The following is a 23,465-nucleotide window of genomic DNA, read 5'->3' as shown; positions in this document are numbered from 1 at the left end:
GCAAGTGCATTTTGTCACAGCTTTTTTGTGCTATGTATTCCTCTGATTATTCTGTCGTTGGATGTATTGTGAACAGCAGGATTTATGACTTGAATCGCGAATATTGCGAATAAGGGAGAGACTGACGAATTGGCGATGCGGATATAGCGGGGAGGGATTCTGCTTGAAGAATATACTCATACTGGTCGTAATGATTTTTGCCGCAGCGGCGGTGGGAATTTTCCTGATACAGGATAATCAAGAGGAAGCGGATATCACGGCCAATACGACCAAAGTAGGTCTTATTCTCAATGGGAGTCACGAAGACCATAATTATGTGCAGACGCATTTTGAAGCATTGCAATCCCTGCAGAAGGAGTTAAACCTCAAAATTATCTATCGGGAAAAAGTTCCCAATGAATGTTACGATGTGATTACGGACCTTATCGAAAAGGAAGATTGTAAAATCATTGTGGCGATTTCCTTTGGCTATGGCCCGGATATGAAAAAGGCTGCGGCTAAGTATCCCCAGGTCTATTTTCTGCATGCTGCAGGAACGGGGGAAGCCGTCAATCTGTCCACGTTCTTTGGCCGGATGTATCAGGCTAGATACTTGGCTGGTATCGTAGCAGGCATGGAATCGGAAACCGGTGAGCTCGGCTATATCGCCGCATTTCCTATCCCCGAGACAATCCGTGGGATTAACGCTTTTACGCTAGGCGCACGCAGTGTCCGGCCGGATGCCAAAGTTTACGTGCGTTATAGTAACTCGTGGACGGCAGATGAACCAGCCGGTCTTGAGTGTCAGAAACTTCTGGATAGTCATCCGATTGACGTGCTCTTTATGCATACGGACTCCATAATGCCGCACAAAATCGCAGAAAGCCGCGGCATAAAATCCATTGGCTGCAATAAGGATAACCGGGATTTATTTTCCAGTAAATATTTAACGGCCAGTGAGTGGAACTGGCAAGGATATTATCGTCAGCAGATACTGAACTGCCTGCGGGGGAAATTCCATGGCAAGCATACATGGCTGGGCATGGAAGAGGGCATTGTAAAACTGGCCGATTTTTCGCCGCTGGTAAAGGATAGGACAAAGGCTGCAGTAGGAGCAGCCAGGGAAAAATTTCTCAGCCGTGAGTTTGATGTCTTTTATGGACCAATCCGGGATAATCAGGGGAATCTTCGTCTGGCGACAGGTGAATCCATGTCGGACTATACGCTGCTGAACACATTGGATTGGTATGTGGAGGGTGTTATCGTTGAATACTAATAACTCGAAAGCACGTTATGTTCCTGCTTTGTTAGTGATTCTCACGGTGGCGGCAATCATCTTCGTGATACAGAGTTTTCGCATTCCCACCGAGACACAAAATACTACGGTAGGCGTTGTTCTGATTGGCTCGTGGGCGGATAAAGCTTGGAATGAAAGCCACTACAAAGGGTTGCAAAAAGCCTGCGATGCATATAATTGCAAATTGTTAGGCCGCGAATATGTTGCGGATAGTGGCGATGCGGGAACGTTCTATGATGCGGTAGAGGGATTGATAAAAGATGGGGCTAATGTGATTTTTCTGACCAGCTTTGGTTATGGGACCTATGTGGATAAAATTGCTGCGAAATATCCCGATGTAGCATTTTTTACCATCTCCGGTCATGGCAAGGCGAATAATTGCACGTCTTATTTTGCCCGCCTTTATCAGGTTCGTTATCTGGCAGGACTGGTGGCAGGAGCCGCCACGAAGACGGGGGTGCTTGGCTATGTGGCCGCAATGCCCAATTCGCAGACCAACCGCGGAATTAACGCCTATGCGCTGGGGATGCGCAGGGCAAATCCTCAGGCCAAACTGTTGGTTCATTTTACCGGCAGCTGGGATAACAGAAATATGGAAATGGATAGTGTGGTTAAACTGGCGGCCGCAGGGGCAGATGTGATTACCTACCATGAGGATAAACCAAATGCTATCGAAAAGGCAGAAATGATGGGCCTCTATACTATCGGCTATGGTTCGACGCAGGCGAACTATTCGCAGCGTTATCTGACCGCCGCGTTATATGACTGGGATGCCGTTTATCAGAAGGTGTTGTCCGATTACATTAGTGGCCGGGTGACGTCAACGAAAGATTATTGGCTGGACCTGTCAGAAGGCGGCGTCAAATTGGATAAGCTGTCCCCGTTGGTAGAACCGGCAACGGCAGATTTGGTTGAGCTTGAGCTGCAGCGAATCAAAAAACAGGATGTGTTTTCCGGAGTGATTTATGACAATAAAGGTCAGCTTCGCTGCGATGAAGGGGAACAAATCAGTGACCAGGAGCTTTTTTATGGCATGGACTGGTTTGTCGAGGGGGTAGAAATTGATGAATAAAAATACTTCCTTTAAGGAGAAAAGGGTCACAGCCATAGTTTTGCTTGTATTCGCCGTGTTGCTGCTATTTGTAGGGGTAATGTTTAAGGATCGGATGAATGATCTGCTTATCTTGTATACCGAAAGACAGACAAAACGGCAGGCGGAGACTCTGGCCTCGCAAGCAGCGGAAAAATTGGAAACAGAGCTTGAGAATCTGGCATATATCGCCGGGAAAATCGAGGCAAATCCCGAGGAAACCGAGCGCTTGATGCCGTTGGTATTAACGGAGACAGGCGTTAAACAGGGACTGCTCACCCTCAATGGGACGGCTGTCTTTGGAAAGAAAATGTCCGTGCAGCGCTTTGAAGGCATACAGGCCTCGTTCCGCGGTTATCCGCAAATCACATTCGTGCATGGCGAAGGCCTGTTATTTACCTACCCGGTCTTTCATGGTGAGAATGTGAAGTACGTTCTCTATCGTTTTTATCCTATCAATAGTGTGATGGAACGCTTCGCCATTAGCTGCTATGACGATATTGGCAAAGTGCTTATCAGTACGCGTGAAGGGGATATCATCATTCCCTTCGCGCAAAACGACCCGGAAGATATCGAGTTTATGCAGAGTACGGAAACGAAAAAGTTTTATCGGAAAATGCACCAGGAAATGGAAGTTTCCGTTGCTTCAGCCCGCACCTTTAACTCAACTCACGGGGATATGATTATGTTTGAGGCAGAGATTCCCGGAACAGATTATCTGCTTGCAGGATTTGTGCCCAAGGCAAAGGCATCAGAGGGCATTGAAAACATCACGTTGCTGGTTGTCTATGTGTTCAGCCTGTTGATGATTTTGGTGGTTTTAGGTGCGGTGTTCCTGATTCGGGCACAGCTAAAAATCCGGGAGAGCGCAGAACTCATGGAGGCCAAGGCGATGGCAGAAGAAGCCTCGCGGGCGAAAAGCGATTTTCTGGCCAACATGTCCCATGAGATTCGGACGCCAATCAATGCCGTTATCGGCATGAATGAAATGATTTTGCGGGAAGGCAAAGATGAAAACATCCTCTATTATGCCGAGAATATAAGGAATGCTGGCAGAACTCTGTTGGAACTTGTGAATCAAATTCTCGATTTTTCTAAAATTGAAGCAGGAAAAATCGAAATCATTCTCGTAAATTATTATATGGCCTCTGTGCTAAATGACCTGGTGAATATGTTGCAGCCACGGGTGAAGGAAAAAGGGTTGGCGCTCGAATTGGGCTTTGATGAAAGTATGCCGAGCCAGCTTTATGGTGATGAGGTGCGCATTAAGCAGATTATTACCAACATCCTGACTAACGCCGTGAAATATACGGAGACAGGAAGCGTGACCTTCTTTGTCGGCTATGAGCCGGTTACGGATGACCCCGACAGCATATATTTGCGCGTGGCCGTGCAAGATACCGGGATTGGCATCAAAGAGGAGGATATGTCCAAGCTCTTTACGGAATTTGAGCGTATTGAAGAAAAACGCAATCGCAATATCGAAGGTACAGGCCTGGGGATGGCTATCACCCAGAATTTACTGAATAAGATGGGCAGTACCTTGCAGGTGGACAGCACCTATGGCTACGGCTCGACGTTTAGTTTTGTACTCAAGCAGAAAGTCGTGAGCTGGGAGCCGTTAGGGAACTATGAAGAGTCTTATCATGCCCAAGCGAAGAGTCAGCGTGGCTATCAGGGAAAATTTACAGCGCCTGATGCGCATGTGCTCGTGGTGGATGATAACCGCATGAATTTGGTGGTATTCCAAAATCTGGTCAAACAGATACAAGTAAAGGTCGATACGGCAGAAAGCGGTGACGCTTGTCTGGCGCTTACGCAAAAACATAGATACGACTTGATTTTTCTTGACCATATGATGCCGCATAAAGATGGTATTGAGACATTGCATGAACTCCGTGCACAGGCTGACAACCCCAATGTGGCAACCAAGGTGGTCTGTCTGACGGCTAATGCGATATCCAATGCGCGTGAGCAGTATCTAAAGGCCGGCTTTGACGATTTTCTGACGAAACCGATTGAGACGGATAAATTAGAAGGCATGTTGATGGACTATCTGCCACAGGAAAAAATCCTGGTAGATTGTTCGGAAAACACAGCGGCAGAGGAAAAACTGCCCGTGCCAGACAGTCTGGTACCGCTCCAGGATGCGGACTGGCTTGACCTCGCCACGGGTATAAAGAACAGTGGTTCAGCTGATGCGTATTTGCCGCTCCTAAAAATCTTTTATGAATCACTGGATGAAAAAGCGGATGAAATTGACGCTTTCTATGCAGCAGAAAATTGGCAGGACTATACCATTAAGGTACATGCCCTCAAAAGTTCAGCGCGTATTATTGGGGCTGCAGCCTTTGGCGAAGAGGCACAACAGCTCGAAAATGCGGGCAAGAGTGGCGATATCGACTACATTCGCAGCCACCATGCGGAATTTATCGCCAAGTACCGCAGCTTCAAGGCCCCGCTGGCGGAAGTTTTTGCCACAGCGGCGGATGAAGATAAGCCTTTGGCCGATATGGATTTATTGACCAGTGCCTATGAAGAAATCAGCATAGCTGCAAAGGAAATGGATTGTGACAGACTGGAGGAAATCTTTAGCGAGATGAATGATTATCGTGTTGCCGGCAGTGAGGAGGAGAAGTGGAAACAGCTCAAGGCGGCAGCTGAACAGTTTGATTATGAGAAAATTATCGAGGTACTAGGGAAATAGAAGCATTAAGCTGACCGCGATGGATGCTGACTGGAGGGATCTATATGAGTGAGAAAAAAATAAAAAATGTGATTATCGTTATGTGCAAATACAGTGTGGTGGTGAAGGGCATCGAGCGCAGGCTCAAGGAAATCGGCTGCAAGGTATCCATCCTCACCCAGGACAATGATAAGATGCCCAAGCTGGATAAGGAAAAGGAATCGGCTACATTTATCTTTTATCTGCCGAATGACATCATGGATGATGTCATCAAGTTTAATTGGCTGGAACATATCTACGGCAAAATCCATGAATTGGAATGTGAATGTGAAGTAATTGTCATTGGCGATAAGAGTGAGCGCGATGATTTGACGGGCAGGATTTTTGGCATGCTCCATGTGGGCTGGCTCGACAGACCTGTGAAGATGGAGGAATTGGAGCTGGCTGTGACCGACGGGATTTTCCCGGAAGTGGAAGGGAGCAACAAGAAACACATCTTAATTGTGGATGATGACCCCTCGTACGCCAAAATGGTTCGCGAGTGGCTCAAGGATGTTTATCAGGTCAGCATCGTCACAGCAGGAATACAGGCCATTACGTTTTTGGCGAAAAAAAATGTCGATATGATTCTGCTCGATTATGAGATGCCCGTGGTAGATGGTCCGCAGGTCTTTCAAATGCTCAGGCAGGAGCCATCCACGCAGGGGATTCCCGTTGTATTCCTGACTGGCGTGGGCGGGAAGGAACAGGTAGAGCGCGTATTGCAGTTGAAGCCAACGGGCTATATTCTGAAATCCACCACGAAAGACAAGCTGCTGAGCTACTTAATGAAAAAGTTGTGAATCTCCGTGGCGCAGGAGAAAAATAGGGGGAATGTCAGATAGGTGCGTTCATTTTATTGGGAGGGGGGCTATAGATGGATGAAATCATGCAAATAAACGAAGTGGTCAATCACTTTGTCTGGGGCCCTCCCGGCCTTACGCTGCTGGTGGGGACAGGTATCTATCTGACGATTTTACTCGGACTGCCTCAGCTTCGCTATTTTATTCCGGCATTAGCCGAAGTATTCAGTTTTCGCAAGAAAAGCGGTGATGATAACGCCATTTCCGCTTTTGCGGCGATGACTACAGCGCTGGCCGCGACGGTGGGAACCGGCAACGTGGCTGGCGTAGCAACCGCACTGCATCTGGGTGGACCTGGAGCACTGGTCTGGATGCTCATTTCGGCCTTTTTTGGCATGTGTACCAAATTTGCTGAAATTACGCTGGCCGTTCATTACCGACAAAAGGATGCGCAGGACGATTGGCGCGGCGGGCCAATGTATGTTCTGGAACATGGGCTCGGTGAATGGGGTGGCATATGGAAATATATCGGCAAACTCCTGGCGGTTTTGTTCGCGCTGTTTGCACTGATGGCTTCTTTGGGGATGGGGGCGGCTGTTCAGGCCAATTCCGTAGCGGAAGTTCTGTTCATGGGCTGGAATGTGGACCATCTCTACAGCGGTGTGATGATGGCGGGCGTGATCGGCCTGGTCATCATCGGCGGACTCAGCAGTCTTTCCCGTGTAGCGTTGCTCGTTGTCCCCTTTATGGTTGTTTTCTATGTGGTGGGCACCGGTATTCTGTTGCTAAGTTATGGAGCGCAGATTCCGGCGGTTATCCTCAACGCCTTCCATATGGCCTTTCACCCGGAACCTGTGGCTGTTGCAGGAGGCGTAGCAGGCTGGTGCGTTATGGACGCTGTTCAGCGGGGCGTTGCCCGCGGCGTCTTTTCCAATGAGGCTGGGATGGGCTCTGCGCCTATGGCTTATGCCACGGCGGATAGTGTTCATCCTGTTCGGACAGGCTTCTATGGAATATTTGAGGTGTTTTTGGATACCTTTGTGATCTGTACCATAACGGGGCTGGCTATTCTCGTGACCGGTACAATGACGTACTTTCCGGAACTTACGGGGGCGCAGCTCGTGCTCCAATCCTTTGAGTTTGCGCTCGGGCCGGCCGGCAAGTACATCCTTTCCTTGGGCTTGATGCTCTTTGCGTTCACGACGATATTGGGCTGGTATTGGTACGCGGAAACGGCCGTGACGTATCTGTTTGGTGTACGGTCCAAGGCCGTTATGAAACTGCTGCTGATTGTGATGATTATCTTTGGTGCTTCCGGTCTGCAGCTGACGGATGCCTCCGGCTATGAATTCCTGAACAATATCTGGAATATCTCGGACACGCTCAACGGGCTGATGGCCTTCCCAAACCTGATTGGCCTGCTGCTCCTTTCGTTGACATTGCGGCGGATTGTAAAGGATTATGAGGTGCAAAAGGAACAGGCTGTAGATACAGCGGCGAAAAAGCCTATGTCTAAGGAATGGCGGTACCTGTTGATTATATCTGCCTGTGCAGCTTTGCTGCCGTTGGCTATTATTGCCTATTACAATGGTTCGCGTGATACCGCCCACACGCAGGACGTTTCCTTGCAAACGGTAATGGACCGCGGACAGCTTGTCTTTGGCGTAGATGACACCTTCCCGCCGATGAGCTTTACCGATGAAAGCGGGGAATTTGTCGGGGTGGACATTGACCTGGCCCGTGAAATCTGCGCCCGTTTGGGCGTTAAATGCGTGGTACGTCCCATCGCTTGGAAGCATAAGGAAGAGGAACTTGCTAGCGGAAGAATTGACTGCGTGGGCAGTATGTCCGTAATTCCTCAGGCGAAAGAGCATATGAGCCTGACGGAACCTTATGTAAAAGATAATCTCGTCTTTGTCATTCGTGGTGACAGCAGTATTGTGTGGATGCATGACCTCAAGGGAAAAGTGATTGGGATGCAGGTTGGCTCCACGACATATGATGCTTTTCATGCATCGAACCTTTGTACGGACGCGGTAGTCGTTCCGCTGCCGGACAATATGGCTGTTCTCCAGCAGGTGAAGGAAAAGAAATGCGATGCCGGCCTTGTGGATTCGCTGGCCGCCTGTTACTTCATTCGATCTAATAGCGAGCGGTATTTTGTCCTTCACGACAGCCTTAGCGAAGAGGACCTGGCCTTGGGCTTTCGGAAAGAGGACAAAGAATTGAGCAACAGGGTACAAAAAATTCTTAGTGAAATGAAAGCTGACGGAACCTTAGGGAAAATTTCTCAAAAGTGGTTTGAGAGCGATATTATGATTGTCCGGTAAGCTCTGTCAGGAGGAAGAAGATGGATGCAAAACAACAAGAAAAAATGAATTCCGTCCTGAAGAGAGTAGACATGACCACGATTATCATCCTGTTTTTCCTGATGGTGGTTATGGCTTATTACGCCATGCTTCAGTCCGAAATGAAGCAGAAAATCATTGTCAATCAGGAACTGGTCGCCACCAGGTCAGCCAGTCAGATTAACGATTACCTGTCCACCGGTGTTGACATCATACGCGTGGCATCCTGTACCCTCGATGACATGATTCGCAAGGGGAAATCTCATGCGGAAATGCGCGATTATTTGCTGAATCAGTCAGGCGCCATCGAGCACATCTCGGGGGGAAATTCAATGGGCCTGTATGCGATCGTGCAGGATGATTTTCTCGATGGCACCGGGTGGACTCCCAATGCTGGTTTTGTACCCCAGGAACGCCCTTGGTATGGCGGCGCAATGGCCAACATCGGTCATGTGGCCGTTGTGGACCCTTATCTTGATGCGCAAACCCATACCATGATGATTACCTTATCCAAGTCGCTCTGTGATGTCAAAAGCGTGGCCGCGATGGATTTCTCTCTGGGGCATCTGCAGACGATAACGGAGGAACTGGCTGTCCATGGTGAATCGGATATCGAGATTGTCATGGACCGCAAGTATCAGGTGGTAGCCCATTCAGACAAGGCCGAAGTGGGGAAATGCTATCTGAATGAGGAAGGGACGTTTGGCCGGGCGCTTATCGACAAGATGCGTTCTGCCGATGAAAAGTATTTTTCGTTCCGCTTTGGTGATGCCGAGTACATTGCCTATACGATGCCGGTGGCGAACAGCTGGCAATGCGTGTCGGTCTTTGATGCGACGTCCACCTTTGCGCAGCTCAGAAGAACATTCGTGCTGACCATCTTCGTGCTGCTGCTGGTGGTTTCCATATTGATGGTCATCATGACCCGTTACGAAAAAAAGACCCGTCTGGCGCAGGAACTCAACCAGAAAGCAGAGAGTGCGGCCTTAGCCAATGAGGCGAAGTCGGCATTTTTGTCGAACATGTCTCATGAAATCCGTACACCTATCAATGCCGTGCTGGGCATGAATGAGATGATTTTGCGCGAGAGCCACGAGCCAAACGTAATCGAGTATGCCGAGAACCTTCGCAATGCGGGCAATACGCTCTTGGGGCTGATTAACGACATCCTCGACTTTTCCAAAATCGAAGCAGGAAAGCTCGAAATCATCCCTGTGGATTATGACCTTTCGTCCATGCTGAACGATTTGGTCAATATGATTCATACGCGGGCGGATGCCAAGGGCTTGACGCTTTTGCTGGATTTCGATCAGGAGACGCCCAAGCGGCTCTTTGGTGACGAAGTCCGCGTCAAGCAGGTCATTACGAATATCCTGACCAATGCAGTCAAATATACGGAAAAGGGCAGTGTGACGCTGGCTGTAGGTTTTGAGCGCATTCCTGAGGAGCCGAATGACGTAGAACTCTGTGTGACGGTCAAGGATACCGGCATCGGCATAAAGCCGGAGGATATGGAGAAGCTGTTTTCTAAGTTCGAACGCATTGAGGAAAAGCGTAACCGCAATGTGGAAGGCACGGGCCTGGGCATGGCCATCACGATAAATCTGTTGGAAAAGATGGGTTCAGCCCTGCAGGTGGAAAGCACTTACGGTGTTGGCTCGACCTTCTCCTTCAAGTTGCGGCAGCGTGTTGTCAAATGGGAGCCACTGGGCGATTACAAGGCATCTTATCAGGCGCTGCTCAAAGGGCACAAGAAATATCATGAGAAATTCACCGCTCCGGAGGCCTTGGTGCTGATGGTGGATGATAACCCCATGAATCTGACGGTGTTCAAGAGTCTCATAAAGCAGACCAAAGTGCAGGTCGATACGGCTAACGATGGTGACGAGGGACTCTTGCTGGCGCAGGATAAAAAATACGACATCATCTTCCTTGACCATATGATGCCGCGCAAGGATGGCGTGGAGACGCTGCATGAACTAAAGGAACAGGCAGACGGCCCCAATTTTAATACGCCGGTAATCTGCTTGACAGCTAACGCCATTTCCGGAGCACGGGAAGAGTATATTGAGGCTGGGTTTAATGATTATCTGACCAAGCCGATTGATACAGAGAAGCTCGAGGATATGCTGCTCGACTACCTGCCGCAGGAAAAACTCCAGGCGGCCGGGCACGAAGAAGTTAGAGGGCAAAACGAGCTGGACCTTCCAGAAAGTCTGGCACCACTCAAAGACGCTGGCTGGCTGGATTTTGCCATCGGCATCAAAAACAGCGGTTCTGTTGAGGCGTATCTGCCGTTGTTGAAGATTTTCTATGAATCTATTGACGAAATGGCGCAGGCTATCGAAGGCTTTTATGCGGATAGAAACATAAAAGACTATACCATCAAGGTGCATGCGCTTAAGAGTTCGGCAAGAATAATCGGCGCCAAAGAATTCGGTGAAGAAGCACAGCTGCTGGAAAATGCCGGCAAGGCCGGGAACATGGACTATATCCGGGCGCATCATGAAAACTTCATCGAGACGTATCGGGGATTTAAGGTTCAGTTGGCGAAAGTCTTTGAAGGAGGTCTCTTGGCGGCGGAAAATGAGAAACCCGAGGCGGATATGGAGCTTATGGAAGCAGTCTACGAAGAGCTGCTGGCCGCGGCAGAAGAAATGGATTCCGACCGTCTCGAAGAGATTATCGCCGAGATGGATGATTACCGCATCCCGGAGACGGAGGTTGAACTCTATAAAAAGATTAAACAAGCGGTCGAACACTTTGAATACGAAACCATTTTGTCCTTGCTTAATCATTAAAGGGGGAGAAGGGAGATAACTATGGGAGTTTGGATTGTTGTTGTTGATGATGATGCCATGACGCTGACATATGTAAAACGCATTTTGCGAGAGCAGGATATGCGGGTCACCTGTCTGCGTTCCGGGCGGGATCTTTTGAAATATATGGGAAAAAATACACCGGATTTGATTCTGCTGGATATACAGATGCCGGAGATGGATGGCTTTGAAACGTATCAGGCATTGCGGCGCATGGAAGAAAAAGAAGGGCGCAAACCCACGCCCATCATTTTCTTAAGTGGTATGGAGACCAGTGATGCGGAGATTCGCAGCTTTGAACAGGGCGCCGCGGATTTTATTCGCAAACCCGTTCATAAGGAAATTCTCATTCGGCGCATCTTAAATGCCGTCAAGCATACCCAGGAACTTGAACTTCTGAAAGAGGAAGCGTCTGTTGACAAGCTGACCGGTTTTTTGAATAAAGCCGCTGGAACCATGCGCTTGACGAAGCTCTGTTCGGAGCGGGCGGGCATGCTGATCATTTTGGACCTCGACAATTTCAAACTGGTCAACGATTTGTATGGCCATAATATGGGGGATAAGTTTTTAACGGCTTTTGCCGATGTTGTCCGGCGTAACATCCGCGCGCAGGATGTCATGGTGCGAATTGGCGGGGACGAGTTCATGGGATTTTTCAGCAACATGAACGATGAAGCTGCGCTGGAAAGTCTGCATCGCAGGCTCAATGATGAACTGCTCCATGAGGCCATTGCTCTGGCCGGAAAGGACTTTGAAATCCCGTTGAGCATTTCTTTGGGTGCAGTTTTGGTGCCGGAACATGGTCGGGACTATGAAATGCTTTTCCCGCTTGCCGACAGTGCTCTTTATAAGGTGAAGCAAACGGGCAAGAACGGCAGCCGCCTTTACGGTCAGGAGGGCGAAACCGATTTATCGGAAAGCAATGATATCAAAAAGGAATTTGCCCGCATCACGCAGATGGTGGAAGGCTGGCATAGAAGAGGCGGGCCCATTTCGATGGATATGGAGCAATTCTCCATAATCTATCACTTCCTGCGCCAGTTCTACAAGCGTTATGGCGGTATGATTGTGAAACTGCTGTTCATCCTGTCGGATGAAGAAAATATTGAGGCGCGCCCGTACAGTCTGTCAGACGCTGTGGAAAAATTTGACCTCTGTCTGCAGGATGCACTGCGGAAAAGCGATATGATACTTCGCTACAAGGCCAATCAGTTCTATGTGATCCTGCAGAATCTTTCGGAGGAGGATTTCCCCATTGTGTTCCGCCGCATCATGGATACATGGGAGGCCGGAGAAACGCACTCCGGTATTCATATCGAATATCTCATGGAATACGTCATCTATGAGAAAGAGTGTTATGACAAGTGACGCTGGATGTGGCTTCTAAGTCCAGCAGCGTTTTCTTCATCTCCAACCCATACGCATAGCCGGTCATCTCGCCATTGCTGCCGACAACACGGTGGCAGGGGATGAGGATGGCCAAGGGATTCGCCCCTACGGCTCGGCCTGTTGCCTGAAAGGCGCGCGGTTTTCCAATAGCCTGCGCGATGTCCTTATAGGTAACGGTCCTGCCATAGGGGATTTTTGCGATTTGTGCCCAGACTGCCTGCTGAAAGCTCGTCCCTTGGAAGGCATAGGGAACGGTAAACACCGTGCGCTTGCCGGCAAAGTATTCCTGCAGCTGGTGATAGACTTCTGCGCTAAGAGGTGTAGGCTGGCTTGCTGTATCTGCTTTCGGTACCATACCGATAAGAATGACTTTGCCATTGGCAACGCCGATTTTCAAGAGACCGAAGGGACTTTCATAAAAGGCATAGGCAGTCATAACTTCTTCCTTTCAATAGAAAATTTAACAAATCAATATAAAAGTATTATAATATAGCCTGGGATAAAGATAAATATTACAAATTATATGGGGAGGTTATTTTTGATGAAGGGTTCTATGCGGAAAATGCTTTGTCTGGGGCTTACGGCGCTGTCCATGGGGGTAATGATGCCGGGCGCAGTGTCGGCGGAAAAGGCGGCTATCACTATGCCGCAGAAGATGGCCAATGGGGAAACGGTCGAGGTATATTATCGTAAGGGCTTGCCGCTTACGGCGGCTCGTGCCCGTGCAGCCGAATTAAAACGGGAAACCATGGTGCTTAAAGCGGGTTCCATCCGCCGTGAAGGTTCCAAGCCGCTGACCTGCGATATTCTGTTTGAAAAAGATGTGCCCGTAACCCTGCGTGACGGCACGGTTATCTATACGGATATTTTCCGGCCAGTAGACGAGGAAAAACATCCGGCAATTATGGCCTGGAGTCCTTATGGCAAGGAAATCGGCGGCCAGTGGCTCGATGATGTGCCGGGACGAGCGGGTGTCCCGCAGGCGGCGACTTCCGGGCTGGAAAAATTTGAAGCGCCAGACCCGGCATACTGGGTGGCGCAGGGCTATGTCATCATCAATCCCGACAGCCGCGGGGCCTATCATTCGGAGGGTAACTTAAACTATTGGGGCAGTCAGAACTCTAAAGATGGCTATGATACGATTGAGTGGGCGGCTAAGCAGCCCTGGTCAAATGGCAAAATCGGCATGTCGGGCAATTCCTGGCTGACGGTTTCGCAGTGGTTTATTGCCGGCGAACAGCCGCCGCATTTAGCGGCCATTGCGCCATGGGAAGGCTTTGTTGACCATTTCCGCGAAACAGCCAATCGCGGCGGCATTCCCAATCCCGTATTCCCAGAGGGAATCTTTGAAACCTTTGCCAGCAAGAATTACATTGAAGACCAGCCACGCATGGTCGTGACCCATACGCTCTTGGATGCCTACTGGCAGGATAAGATTGCCAAACTGCAAAATATTCACATTCCGGCTTATGTCGTGGCCAGCTTCACCAATCCGGTGCATACGCATGGTACCTTCGCCGGTTTCCGACAGATTCCCAGCCATGATAAATGGCTGCGCGTCCACAACACCAATGAATGGGCCGATTACTACCAGCCTGAACATGTGGAGGACCTGCGCAAGTTCTTTGACCATTACTTAAAAGGTGTGGCCAATGACTGGGAAAAGACACCGCGCGTGCGCCTGTCGGTTCTCGACCCCGGCCATAAAGACGTAGTGGATAGAGTCGAGCAGGAATTCCCGCTGGCTAGAACGCAGTATAAAAAGCTGTATTTGACAAGTCAAAAAACATTGGCTGGAGCAAAAGAGGCGCAGGAACAGACCATCAGCTACGATACGCAGGCCAAACAGCCGGCAGTCAACTTTGTGCTGAACTTTGATAAAGATACGGAACTTACTGGCTATATGAACCTGCATACCTATGTGGAAGCGGACGGCTCTGATGATATGGAACTGCAGGTTACGGTGCAAAAGCTCGATAAGGACGGTAAGGTTATCACTGACCCCGTGACGCATATGCCCACGGTTTCGGAAGGTTATCTGCGCGTATCCCAGCGGGCATTGGATACGCATAAATCCACGCCTGCTGAGCCGGTCTTAAAGCATACCCGTGAGGATTTACTGAAAAAGGGCGAGATTGTGCCAGTTGATATTGGCATCTGGCCCATGGGCATGAAATATCATGCCGGTGAAAAACTGCAGCTGACCATAGCAGCTTACCAGCCGCCTAAGGCCGACAGCGTACCGCCGTTTGGCATAGCGAAGATTGCCGTCCCCGCCGAGGGTTATACCTTTATGCCGGGCGAAAAAACGGCCATGAAAACTTTAGGCGGCAACCATACCGAAGTCGCCCATCCGGAGCTGGCGGTCAAGGCACCGGCAACGCGCAACAAGGGCAAACACATCATCCATGTTGGTGGCAAATATGATAGCTATCTCTTGGTACCGGTTGTGCCGGAAAAATAAATATCGTAAAGTAGATTGCGCATACGAAAAGCCGCAGGCACTAGACCTGCGGCTTTTATCATATAATTTCTTTACCTGCAAAGCTTCCCCACTGTTGAAGGCATGTGTATGTGTTATCACTTCCCCAAGTGACAAAAGTTATTATAGGCCGAGGCAATGGCAAGGACAATACCACAAAAGTATAGAATAAAAGTCTATCTACTATTTTAGTAGTAGAAGGATTTTGGGAAGGATGTATAGAATATTTTGATAAATATGGCATGCGGAGGTGAGGAAATTCTGAATAGTGGAGCTAAGGCCGTGTCGCTCTATCAGATTCTGCACAAAAGGAGAAAGGAGTATAGGAAATGAACAGGTTTTTCTTCAGGAAAGAACTGTTGGCGTTCCTGGCAGGCGTGCTGATTACGCTCTTTGTATCAGGCGCAAGTACAGTCTTTGCTAAGTCGAAGTTTTCCCAGGATGAGCTGGCATATATGCCCGCTGTAAAGCTCATAGAGCTGTTCCAAAAAGGTGAAACAACGCCTAGCGAAGTTTTGGAGGCACAGATTAGCCGTGTGAAGAAGTACAATGGCGAATACAACGTATCGCGTCGCGACTTGGTAAATGAGCTGGATACGTTCAATGCCGGCAAGGTCAATGCCATCACCTTCGACACTTTTGACGAGGCCAGGAAGCTGGCAAAGGAAGCCGATGAGCGTTACCGGAATGGCACTGCACGCAGACTGGAAGGGATTACCATCGGCGTCAAGGACGAGAATGAAGTCAAGGGCTGGCGCGTTGATGCTGCATCCCTGCTCCTGAAGGACCATGAGCCATGCACCGCTGACGGCGCCATGATTCAGAAGCTCCGCAAAGAGGGCGCGATTTTTGTTTTCCAGACGACGGTACCTGAACAGTACCTCAGCCCCATGACTTGGTCACGCCTCTACGGTGTCAGCCGCAATCCGTGGAACCTCTACTACGGTACTGGCGGGTCGTCCGGTGGTTCCGGCGCAGCGCTGGCCGCTGGCTTCTGCACGCTGGCCACTGGCTCCGATATGGGCGGCTCCATCCGCATTCCCTCTGCCATGAACGGCCTGTATGGTTTCAAACCGCCGTTTGGCCGCGTTGCCACGTCGGACAATACCTATGAAACCTTAGGACCCATGGCTCGCACTTTTGGCGACATGGCGCTCATGCAGGATGTCATTGCCGGTCCTAGCCCGGAAGTTCATTCCACGATTCGTCCCAAGCTGGACTATCCTCAGAAATACGCTTCGATTAAGGGGCAGAAGGTTGCTGTCGCTTATTGCAGAAATTGGCTGCAGGGCGGTCTGAGTCAGGAAGCCAATCACGCCATGGACTCTACGGTTGCGGCATTGAAGAAGGCTGGAGCGCAGGTTGAACTGATAGAGCTCGACGTAAGCGCCGAAAATTTCATGCCGACCTATTTCAAAGGGCTCATGTCCACAAGCATGTATGTCATCTTCGACGGTTTGGACAAGCATCGCGACAAGTTCAGCTCGTATGTGAAGAATCTGGAGGCATATGCAGGCAAGCTGACTCCGCAGGATCAGGTTAACGCAGAATTGATGTTGGCGAAGCTGCACCGGGACGTTCAGCAGAAGGTCTTTGAGAAGGGCTGCATCGCTCTGATCATGCCCACGCTGGCAACACCGCATTTCCCTGCCGATCTTGATGCGACCCCTGACAAAGCAGCCCAGGTGCGCGGGAAAACCTATTCCAGCACCAACCTCATGCTGACACCGATTTGGAATCTGGCCAGCAGATATCCGGTGGTGGCAATGCCGGTTGAACTGTCTGACAAAAACGTTCCTGTCGGTGTGCAGATTGTCAGCAATACCTATGATGACTTGAACGCTTTCCGCGTGGCATACGCTCTGTCCAAAACGATTGCTCCGCTCTATAAGGATGGGCGTTTTCCTGATTTCAGGAATGTAAAATAATACGATGGGAGAAAGCGAAGTCTTTTCGATTCCGTGGGAGGAAAATATGAGGAAAGCATTGCTGGCTGCAATTGTGGCTGTTTTGGTGATGGTGTCCATGCTTCCAGGCTCGTCAGCGAGTGCCCGGACAGTGGCAGGAGATGCTCCGGATTATTCCAGGAAAAGCTGCTGGTATCAGGTTCCGGATATCACGAAGGAAGTTGACACGTTTTACATTTACTCAACGGCGTATATCAAATCCAGTTTCAGCGAAGGTTCCCCCGATTATGCAACCCTGGATAATATTGAGATGAAAATGGGGGCGCTGGGTGAATATGTGACGAATGCCAGCGTATATGAGGAATCCACGAACGTGTTTGTGCCTTACTATCGTCAGGCAGGCTTACGCTTCGCCGGGGAGGTTGCGGCCAAAAAGGGGAACATCGATGCAGCAATTTCCGGCATTCCCTACGTCGATATAACCGCTGCGCTCGATTACTACTTCACCAAGTACAACAATGGGCGCCCCTTCATCATTGCGGGGCACAGTCAGGGTTCGGCGATGGTCAAATACGTGTTGAAGAACTACTTCAAGAAGCATCCCGACTACTACAAGCGCATGGTGGCGGCCTATGCCATAGGTTTCTCCGTCACGAAAGAAGACCTCAAGGAGAACCCGCATCTGAAGTTCGCGACCGGCGAACGCGACACGGGCGTTATTGTCAGCTGGAATACCGAAGGGAAGAAAAATGTGGAAGAGAATGCCCGCAATCGTGCGTTGCTGCCGAATGCCATCAGCATCAATCCGTTAAACTGGAAGCTCGACGAAACCTATGCGCCGGCGAGTAAAAACCTTGGCTCTTTCATGTTAAACGAAAAAGCCGCCAGGTATGAGATTAAAAACATCGGCGCAGATGCGCAGGTGAACCTCGCCCGTGGCGTAATCGTGACAAACGCCAAAGCCGCACCTATAGCCCTGACCGATTTCTTTGGGCCACAGAGTTTCCATGACGATGACTACACGTTCTATTACAATAATATTAAGGACAATGTAGCCAAACGCATTGCGGCATATAAAGCGAACCACTGATAAACAAACTACAAAAGACGGCTGAATGGTCAAATGACGTTCAGCCGTCTTTTTGTTCGCATGCATAACTGCAGGAAGAATGTTCTTTAATTGTGTACAATATTTGATAAGATGTATTAAATGTGATATAATTTTATAATCGCTTGTAAATTTTTTGAAGGAGGCCTTTTATGAACTTTTTACGCATAAGTAAGGAAGCACTGTCGCTGGCAATGGCTTATGTAGGCGTATTGGTCGGTGCGGGGCTTTCCTCCGGGCAGGATATGCTGCAGTATTTTTTGAGTTTCGGTAAAATTGGTTTGGTAGGTGTAGTCCTGCTCGGTGTACTGAATGTTGTATTCGGACGAATCATTGTGACCTTGGGTTCACATTATCAATCGAGCAACCATCAAGAAGTGTTGGAGCAGATTGCCCATCCGGTTATCAACCGCATTATTGATATCACACTCATTATTTCCTGTTTTGTGGTCGGCTTTGTCATGGTGGCTGGTGCCGGCGCCAACCTGCAGCAGCAGTTCGGTCTGCCCAGCTGGCTGGGGGCGCTTTTTTGTTCCCTGCTCGTCATTGTCATAGCCTTTTTGGATTTTGACAAGATTACCCGTGTGCTGGGTGTATTTACGCCAGTCATTGTCGTGATGATTTTAGCGGTGGCCGGTTATACCTTTATCGGTAAATCCTATGATTATGAGGCGCTTGATTTAGTAGCGGGGACCATGCAGCCGGTTATGCCTAATGTATGGCTGGCGGTAATTAACTATTTTGCCCTCTGCGCGATGAACGGCGTGTCGATGGCGTTTGTGCTGGGCGGTTCAGTGGTGCGCATTGGCGATGCGGAGAAGGGCGGCGCTTTAGGCGGCACCATTATCGGCGTGATTGTCACCTGTGCGGCCATGACGCTCTTTGCTAATCTCGATAAAATCAAAGATGCGGAAATCCCCATGCTGATGATTGTCAATCACATTCATCCCGCCTTTGCGTTTGTCTATGCGGTGGTAATCTTTGCGCTGATTTTCAATACTGCATTCAGCCTTTACTACGCTACGGCTTGCCGCTTTGCTGGGGATGACCTGGGCAAGAAGCGCAAAATCCTGATTGGGATTACAGCACTCGGTTATGTGTGCAGCTTCGGCGGCTTTACCACGCTGGTTTCCTATATGTATCCGCTGCTCGGTTATATGGGGATTTTGCTCTTGGTGGTGCTGACCGTAGCCTGGTTTGAAGAACGGGAAAACATCGTCCGGGAAAAATTCCTGCGCCGCAAGATGATGCGGCTCCTGTTCCGCAAGTATGATGATGACTATGAGTTTACGGCAAAGCACAAGAAGGATTTCCATAAGCTCGGCGAAATGTCCGCAGCTGATACAGAAGGTTTGAAACAGGATATCAAATCCTATGTAAAAGATGTGGTGGAAAACACCGATGATTTGCAGACCTACGCCGAGGAAAATCTGTCGATGAAGGGTTCGCCCTTGAAAAAAGAGGAAAAAACCAATAAATAGCCAAGCAATAACTGTGATTATATTTTGGAGGTAGGAAAGATGAAAGCAATAAGTGCAAGGGCAGAAAAAGCCGTGGAGTACAAGCACAACCGTTGCAATTGTGCGCAGGCAGTTTTGATGGCTTATGAAAAGGAACTGGGCAGGCCTGCAGAGGATATTCTGGCCATGGGCTCCGGCTTTGGCTCGGGTATGGGCGGCATGGAAGGAACCTGCGGCGCGTTATGTGGAGCGGTCATGGCAGTGGGCCTGCTCAATAAATCCGATACGCCCAGCAAGATGATTGCGAAAGATATGCTGCAGGATTTCAAGGAAATGTCCGGCGGGGCGACAATCTGCCGCGACTTAAAGGGCATAGGCACCGGGAAAGTGCTCTGCGCCTGTGATGATTGTGTGCGTCACGGCGTGTTGGTGTTGGAAAAGAAATTGGCAGGCATTAATGGCTGAGCCAGGTGAAATATTCTCTGATAGGAAAAGTCCGCTGACGAAATTCAGCGGACTTTTTCCTATCAATTGCAGTTGGTTTGGGAGTTCGTGGTAAAGGTATTTTGTTCATACGTAGTTTGGGGCCAGACAGGGAAGTAATTTTTCTGTTTTCCGCTAAACGACCCCTTCGCAAAGTAGAGCTGTCTAGCTACTCGCGCCGGGCAGGCCAACGGCGCTGCTTTCAGCGTATTTGCTTAGCTGATTTCTACCGGGGCCGGCCTTCACTGCGTTCAGGCAGTCGCTCCCTACAGAAAAATCACTCCCCCGTCCGTCCCAAGTTACGCCCTATACTATTGCCACGAACTCGTCTCTCCCGTAACAAGAACATCGATGTACTTGTTGCTTATCATCGAGGGAAAATACATTTTATGCGGACGCTGCTTAGGGCGGAGGTGGTGATGCTTTTCGCCGTGGAACGACTGTCCGAACGAAGTGAGGACTGGCCCACAAACAAAAAGTTCCTAGAAGTTGAGTTGAACATACGCGCCGCCGGTCTTGCCCGGCGCAGGTAACTAAAAAGCCCATACACTTGCTTGTGGGTCATTTAGTGCAACGGCGAAAAGTATTACCACCTCCGCCCAAACTGAGCTGTAACAAAAAATTTCAGCACGTACTGGCAAACTGCAATTTATCTTTAAGGCGCAAACAGGATTTTATATTGGCAGGGCGAAATAAAGTCATATACAAGTCACATAGGGAGAATAAAATTAAGGCGAATAATTGATTTTCTATGTGAAGGGGGCGGCTTATGTTTTCAATATTAGTAGCGGAGGATGACCGCAATCTCAACCGCATGATTTGCGCGAAGCTTAAACAGGAGCAGTATCACGTCTTTTCGGCCTATGATGGGCAGGAGGCGCTCGATATTATGGAGCGGGAGCATATTGACCTCGTTATCAGTGATGTGATGATGCCCCGTATGGACGGTTTGGAGCTGACGAGTGCCCTGCGCGGGGCGAAAATGGATTTGCCCATCTTAATCATCACGGCCAAGGGGCAGATGGAGGATATGGAGAAAGGTTTCCGCGCGGGGACGGATGACTATATGGTAAAGCCCATTCAGCTGAGGGAACTCATGCTGCGGGTCGGGGCATTGTTGCGGCGGGCGCAGCTGATGAGTGAAAAACGGCTGACCATCCGCGGTACGGTGCTTGATTATGCGTCGTTGACGGTACAGACAGGCGAGCAGACCGATACTTTGCCGCCCAAGGAGTTTTATTTGCTGTTTAAGCTGCTCAATCAACCGGGGAAGATTTTTACCCGGCAGGAGCTGTTAGACGAGATTTGGGGCGTGGACAAGGACACGGACAGCCGCAATGTGGATGCCCATATCAAGAAACTGCGTCACCGCTTTGCCGACAATCCCGACTTCGCCATTGAAACCGTGCGAGGGTTGGGCTATAAGGCAGTGTTTAAGGAAGAACCATCATGAAGAAACAATTTGTTTTGCCCCTGCGGCTCTATCACAGCCTGACCACCTTACTCACACTGGCCTTTTGCTGTGGCGTGTCCAGTCTGCTGGTTTATCTGTTGGACAGCCTGACGGGGCTGCAATTGGAACTGCCGGCGGCACTCATTATCTGCAGTCTGCTCACAATTGTTTCCGGGGCGTTGCTATTGGCTTGGGAAGCCGGTTTTTACATCCGTCCGGCACAGTCGGTGGCAGAGGCTACGGGGCGTATCGCCAAGGGAGATTTTGCCGTGCGTGTGCCGCATCTGGAAAATCTGGTCAGTACGGAGGAAGGCGTGCAGCTGATTGAGAATTTCAACCGCATGGCCAAGGAACTGCAAAGCATTGACCATATGCAAAAGGGGTTTACCGGCAGCGTATCCCATGAATTCAAGACGCCGCTTTCGTCCATTGTCGGCTTTTCGGAAATCCTGCTCGAAGGCGGGTTAAGCGAGGAGGAGCGGCGGGAGTATACGGGGCTTGTCCATGAGGAGGCCCTAAGGCTTTCGCGGCTGGCGGAAAATCTTTTGCGTTTATCGCGGCTTGATGCACAGGCCATTGTCATGCGCCATGAAAATATAGCTGTGGATGAACAGATACGGCAGTGTGTGATTCTACTGGCCGAGCGCTGGGAAACGAAGGATATTTCGTTTTCGTTGGATTTGCCTGCGCTATCGATTGAAAGCGACCCGGATTTGACCAAGCAGGTATGGCTGAACCTGATCGACAATGCCATCAAGTATTCGGCAAAGGGCAGCACAATTCAGATTACGGGCGAGTCTGCGCCCGGTTCTATCTGCGTGCACATCGAGGATGAAGGCATTGGCATTCCTGCCGATAAGCAGGCGCATATCTTTGAGCGGTTCTATCAATGTGACGAATCCCATCAGGAAAAAGGCCATGGTCTAGGGCTTTCCATCGTCAAGCGGATTTTGGAACTGTTGGGCGGTCAGATTGCCTGCCAAAGTCAGTCCGGCAAGGGAACGGAAATGATTGTGGCCCTGCCGCTGGATAGTGGCAAAAGCTGTTTGCTCACAATATCAGCAAAATAAAATCTTCTACAAAAAGATTGCAAAAAATCGAATAAAAGTCACATAGAGGTCACAATTGGCCTCTATAATCAAAAGCGTAGTAGATGAGGTACAGAAAGGAGATATTGATGCCAACGGAAAAGAAACGTATACAAAAGGATATCGTCATCATCGGTGCCGGCATGGCCGGCCTTACCGCTGCTCTTTATGCAGGGCGTATGAATCTGTCGGTGCTGGTGCTGGAAAACGCGCTGGTAGGCGGTCAGATTGCCAATGCTACCGGAATTGAAAATTATCCCGGGATGCCCAATGTGGCGGGCAAGGATTTAATCGCAACCGTACAGCAGCAGGCGGAGAGCTTTGGCGCTGTGGTAGACGAGTTTGACATGATTGAAAAAGTCAGTTTGCAGGAAGACCGGAAAATCGTGGAAACCGAGTCCTGCATTTACGAAGCCGGCAGCGTCATTATCGCCTCAGGCATGGAACGGCGCAAGCTGCCGCTGCCCGAAGAACGCAAATACGCTGGCAAGGGTGTACATTATTGTGAACTTTGTGACGGCCATCTGTATCAGGATAAGGTGATTGCCGTTATGGGCGGTGGCAATGCCGCTGTGGATGCAGCCAACTTCCTGACCAAATACGCCAAGAAGTTATACCTGCTGCATCGTTCTCAGTTGCGTGCCGATGAATCCGCGCAGGAAAAGCTGCGCAGCAATGAAAAAGTAGAAATCATGCTCGAAACCGATGTGACAGCTTTGAAGGGCGAAAAGCGCTTAGAAAGTGTTGAAATTTTGGATAAAGCGACTGGCGAAAAGAAAGAATTGGCCATCGATGGCATTTTCGTCAATATCGGCGTTACACCGAATACGGCGCTGTTTCAGGCGGATATCAAGCTGGCCGAAGATGGCCGCATTGCGGCAGGTGAAGATTGCCGCACCAATATCCCAGGCGTTTTCGCCGCCGGTGATGTCCGGCACAAAGAAGTACGGCAGCTGACAACAGCCGCCGCAGATGGTACGACAGCCGCAATTTTAGCGGAGAAATATTTAGCGCAAATCAGAAAGGGGAAATGA

General features: G+C 49.7%; 16 protein-coding genes. 15 read left to right on the top strand and 1 reads right to left on the bottom strand.

Going from position 1 to position 23,465, the window contains the following annotated elements; all coding sequences use genetic code 11:
- Positions 1–163 precede the first annotated feature (163 nt).
- The 7 genes from P157_RS14435 to P157_RS0109880 all read left to right on the top strand — a co-directional run bounded on the left by P157_RS14435 (position 164) and on the right by P157_RS0109880 (position 12,429).
- Positions 164–1,255, top strand: coding sequence for a BMP family ABC transporter substrate-binding protein (locus P157_RS14435; RefSeq protein ID WP_037368306.1), 1,092 nt, complete (start codon positions 164–166; stop codon positions 1,253–1,255).
- Entirely contained in the window at positions 1,245–2,348 is a 1,104-nt protein-coding gene (locus tag P157_RS14430; RefSeq protein WP_051598591.1) for a BMP family ABC transporter substrate-binding protein, read from the top strand. The genes P157_RS14435 and P157_RS14430 overlap by 11 nt, the downstream gene beginning before the upstream one ends.
- 175 nt (positions 2,349–2,523) lie before the next feature.
- On the top strand, positions 2,524–5,073 hold the full coding sequence (locus tag P157_RS14425) for a response regulator (protein WP_196243116.1): 2,550 nt from the start codon (positions 2,524–2,526) through the stop codon (positions 5,071–5,073).
- A 44-nt stretch (positions 5,074–5,117) separates the two neighbouring features.
- Positions 5,118–5,894: a response regulator gene (locus tag P157_RS14950; RefSeq protein WP_051598589.1), complete on the top strand. Its 777-nt coding sequence runs from the start codon at positions 5,118–5,120 to the stop codon at positions 5,892–5,894.
- Between the two features lie 74 nt (positions 5,895–5,968).
- Positions 5,969–8,224, top strand: a complete 2,256-nt coding sequence (locus P157_RS15145) for an amino acid carrier protein (RefSeq protein ID WP_072000150.1) — start codon at positions 5,969–5,971, stop codon at positions 8,222–8,224.
- 20 nt (positions 8,225–8,244) lie between these two features.
- The gene (locus tag P157_RS14945; RefSeq protein WP_051598588.1) at positions 8,245–11,043 is read left to right on the top strand and encodes a hybrid sensor histidine kinase/response regulator; all 2,799 of its coding nucleotides are present in this window, start codon (positions 8,245–8,247) and stop codon (positions 11,041–11,043) included.
- A gap of 21 nt (positions 11,044–11,064) precedes the next feature.
- Positions 11,065–12,429, top strand: coding sequence for a diguanylate cyclase (locus P157_RS0109880; RefSeq protein ID WP_026760848.1), 1,365 nt, complete (start codon positions 11,065–11,067; stop codon positions 12,427–12,429).
- On the opposite strand, the gene P157_RS0109875 is transcribed toward P157_RS0109880, so the two are convergent.
- On the bottom strand, positions 12,398–12,886 hold the full coding sequence (locus tag P157_RS0109875) for a methylated-DNA--[protein]-cysteine S-methyltransferase (protein ID WP_026760847.1): 489 nt from the start codon (positions 12,884–12,886) through the stop codon (positions 12,398–12,400). The two genes, P157_RS0109880 and P157_RS0109875, sit on opposite strands and share 32 nt — an antisense overlap.
- A gap of 105 nt (positions 12,887–12,991) precedes the next feature.
- Between P157_RS0109875 and P157_RS14405 the strand changes: the two genes are divergently transcribed.
- From P157_RS14405 to P157_RS0109830, 8 genes are all read left to right on the top strand, one after another.
- Complete coding sequence (locus P157_RS14405) at positions 12,992–14,914, top strand: CocE/NonD family hydrolase (RefSeq protein WP_051598587.1); 1,923 nt, start codon at positions 12,992–12,994, stop codon at positions 14,912–14,914.
- Positions 14,915–15,261: 347 nt separating this feature from the next.
- Positions 15,262–16,860 carry an amidase gene (locus P157_RS14400; protein ID WP_051598586.1) on the top strand — a complete coding sequence of 533 codons (1,599 nt, stop codon included), beginning with the start codon at positions 15,262–15,264 and terminating at the stop codon, positions 16,858–16,860.
- Between the two features lie 46 nt (positions 16,861–16,906).
- Entirely contained in the window at positions 16,907–17,929 is a 1,023-nt protein-coding gene (locus P157_RS0109860; RefSeq protein ID WP_026760846.1) for a DUF3089 domain-containing protein, read from the top strand.
- A 170-nt stretch (positions 17,930–18,099) separates the two neighbouring features.
- The gene (locus tag P157_RS14395; RefSeq protein ID WP_037368303.1) at positions 18,100–19,428 is read left to right on the top strand and encodes a membrane protein; all 1,329 of its coding nucleotides are present in this window, start codon (positions 18,100–18,102) and stop codon (positions 19,426–19,428) included.
- A gap of 39 nt (positions 19,429–19,467) precedes the next feature.
- On the top strand, positions 19,468–19,872 hold the full coding sequence (locus tag P157_RS0109850) for a C-GCAxxG-C-C family protein (protein WP_026760845.1): 405 nt from the start codon (positions 19,468–19,470) through the stop codon (positions 19,870–19,872).
- Between the two features lie 787 nt (positions 19,873–20,659).
- Positions 20,660–21,343, top strand: a complete 684-nt coding sequence (locus P157_RS0109840) for a response regulator transcription factor (protein WP_026760844.1) — start codon at positions 20,660–20,662, stop codon at positions 21,341–21,343.
- Positions 21,340–22,413, top strand: a complete 1,074-nt coding sequence (locus tag P157_RS0109835) for a HAMP domain-containing sensor histidine kinase (protein WP_026760843.1) — start codon at positions 21,340–21,342, stop codon at positions 22,411–22,413. The genes P157_RS0109840 and P157_RS0109835 overlap by 4 nt, the downstream gene beginning before the upstream one ends.
- A 107-nt stretch (positions 22,414–22,520) precedes the next feature.
- Positions 22,521–23,465, top strand: a complete 945-nt coding sequence (locus P157_RS0109830; RefSeq protein ID WP_026760842.1) for an NAD(P)/FAD-dependent oxidoreductase — start codon at positions 22,521–22,523, stop codon at positions 23,463–23,465.

Origin of the sequence: Selenomonas ruminantium AC2024 (assembly GCF_000687995.1) — a bacterium.
Lineage (GTDB): Bacteria > Bacillota > Negativicutes > Selenomonadales > Selenomonadaceae > Selenomonas_A > Selenomonas_A ruminantium_B.
Note: the sequence above shows the minus strand (reverse complement) of the source record. Positions and strands in the feature narration are given on the sequence as shown.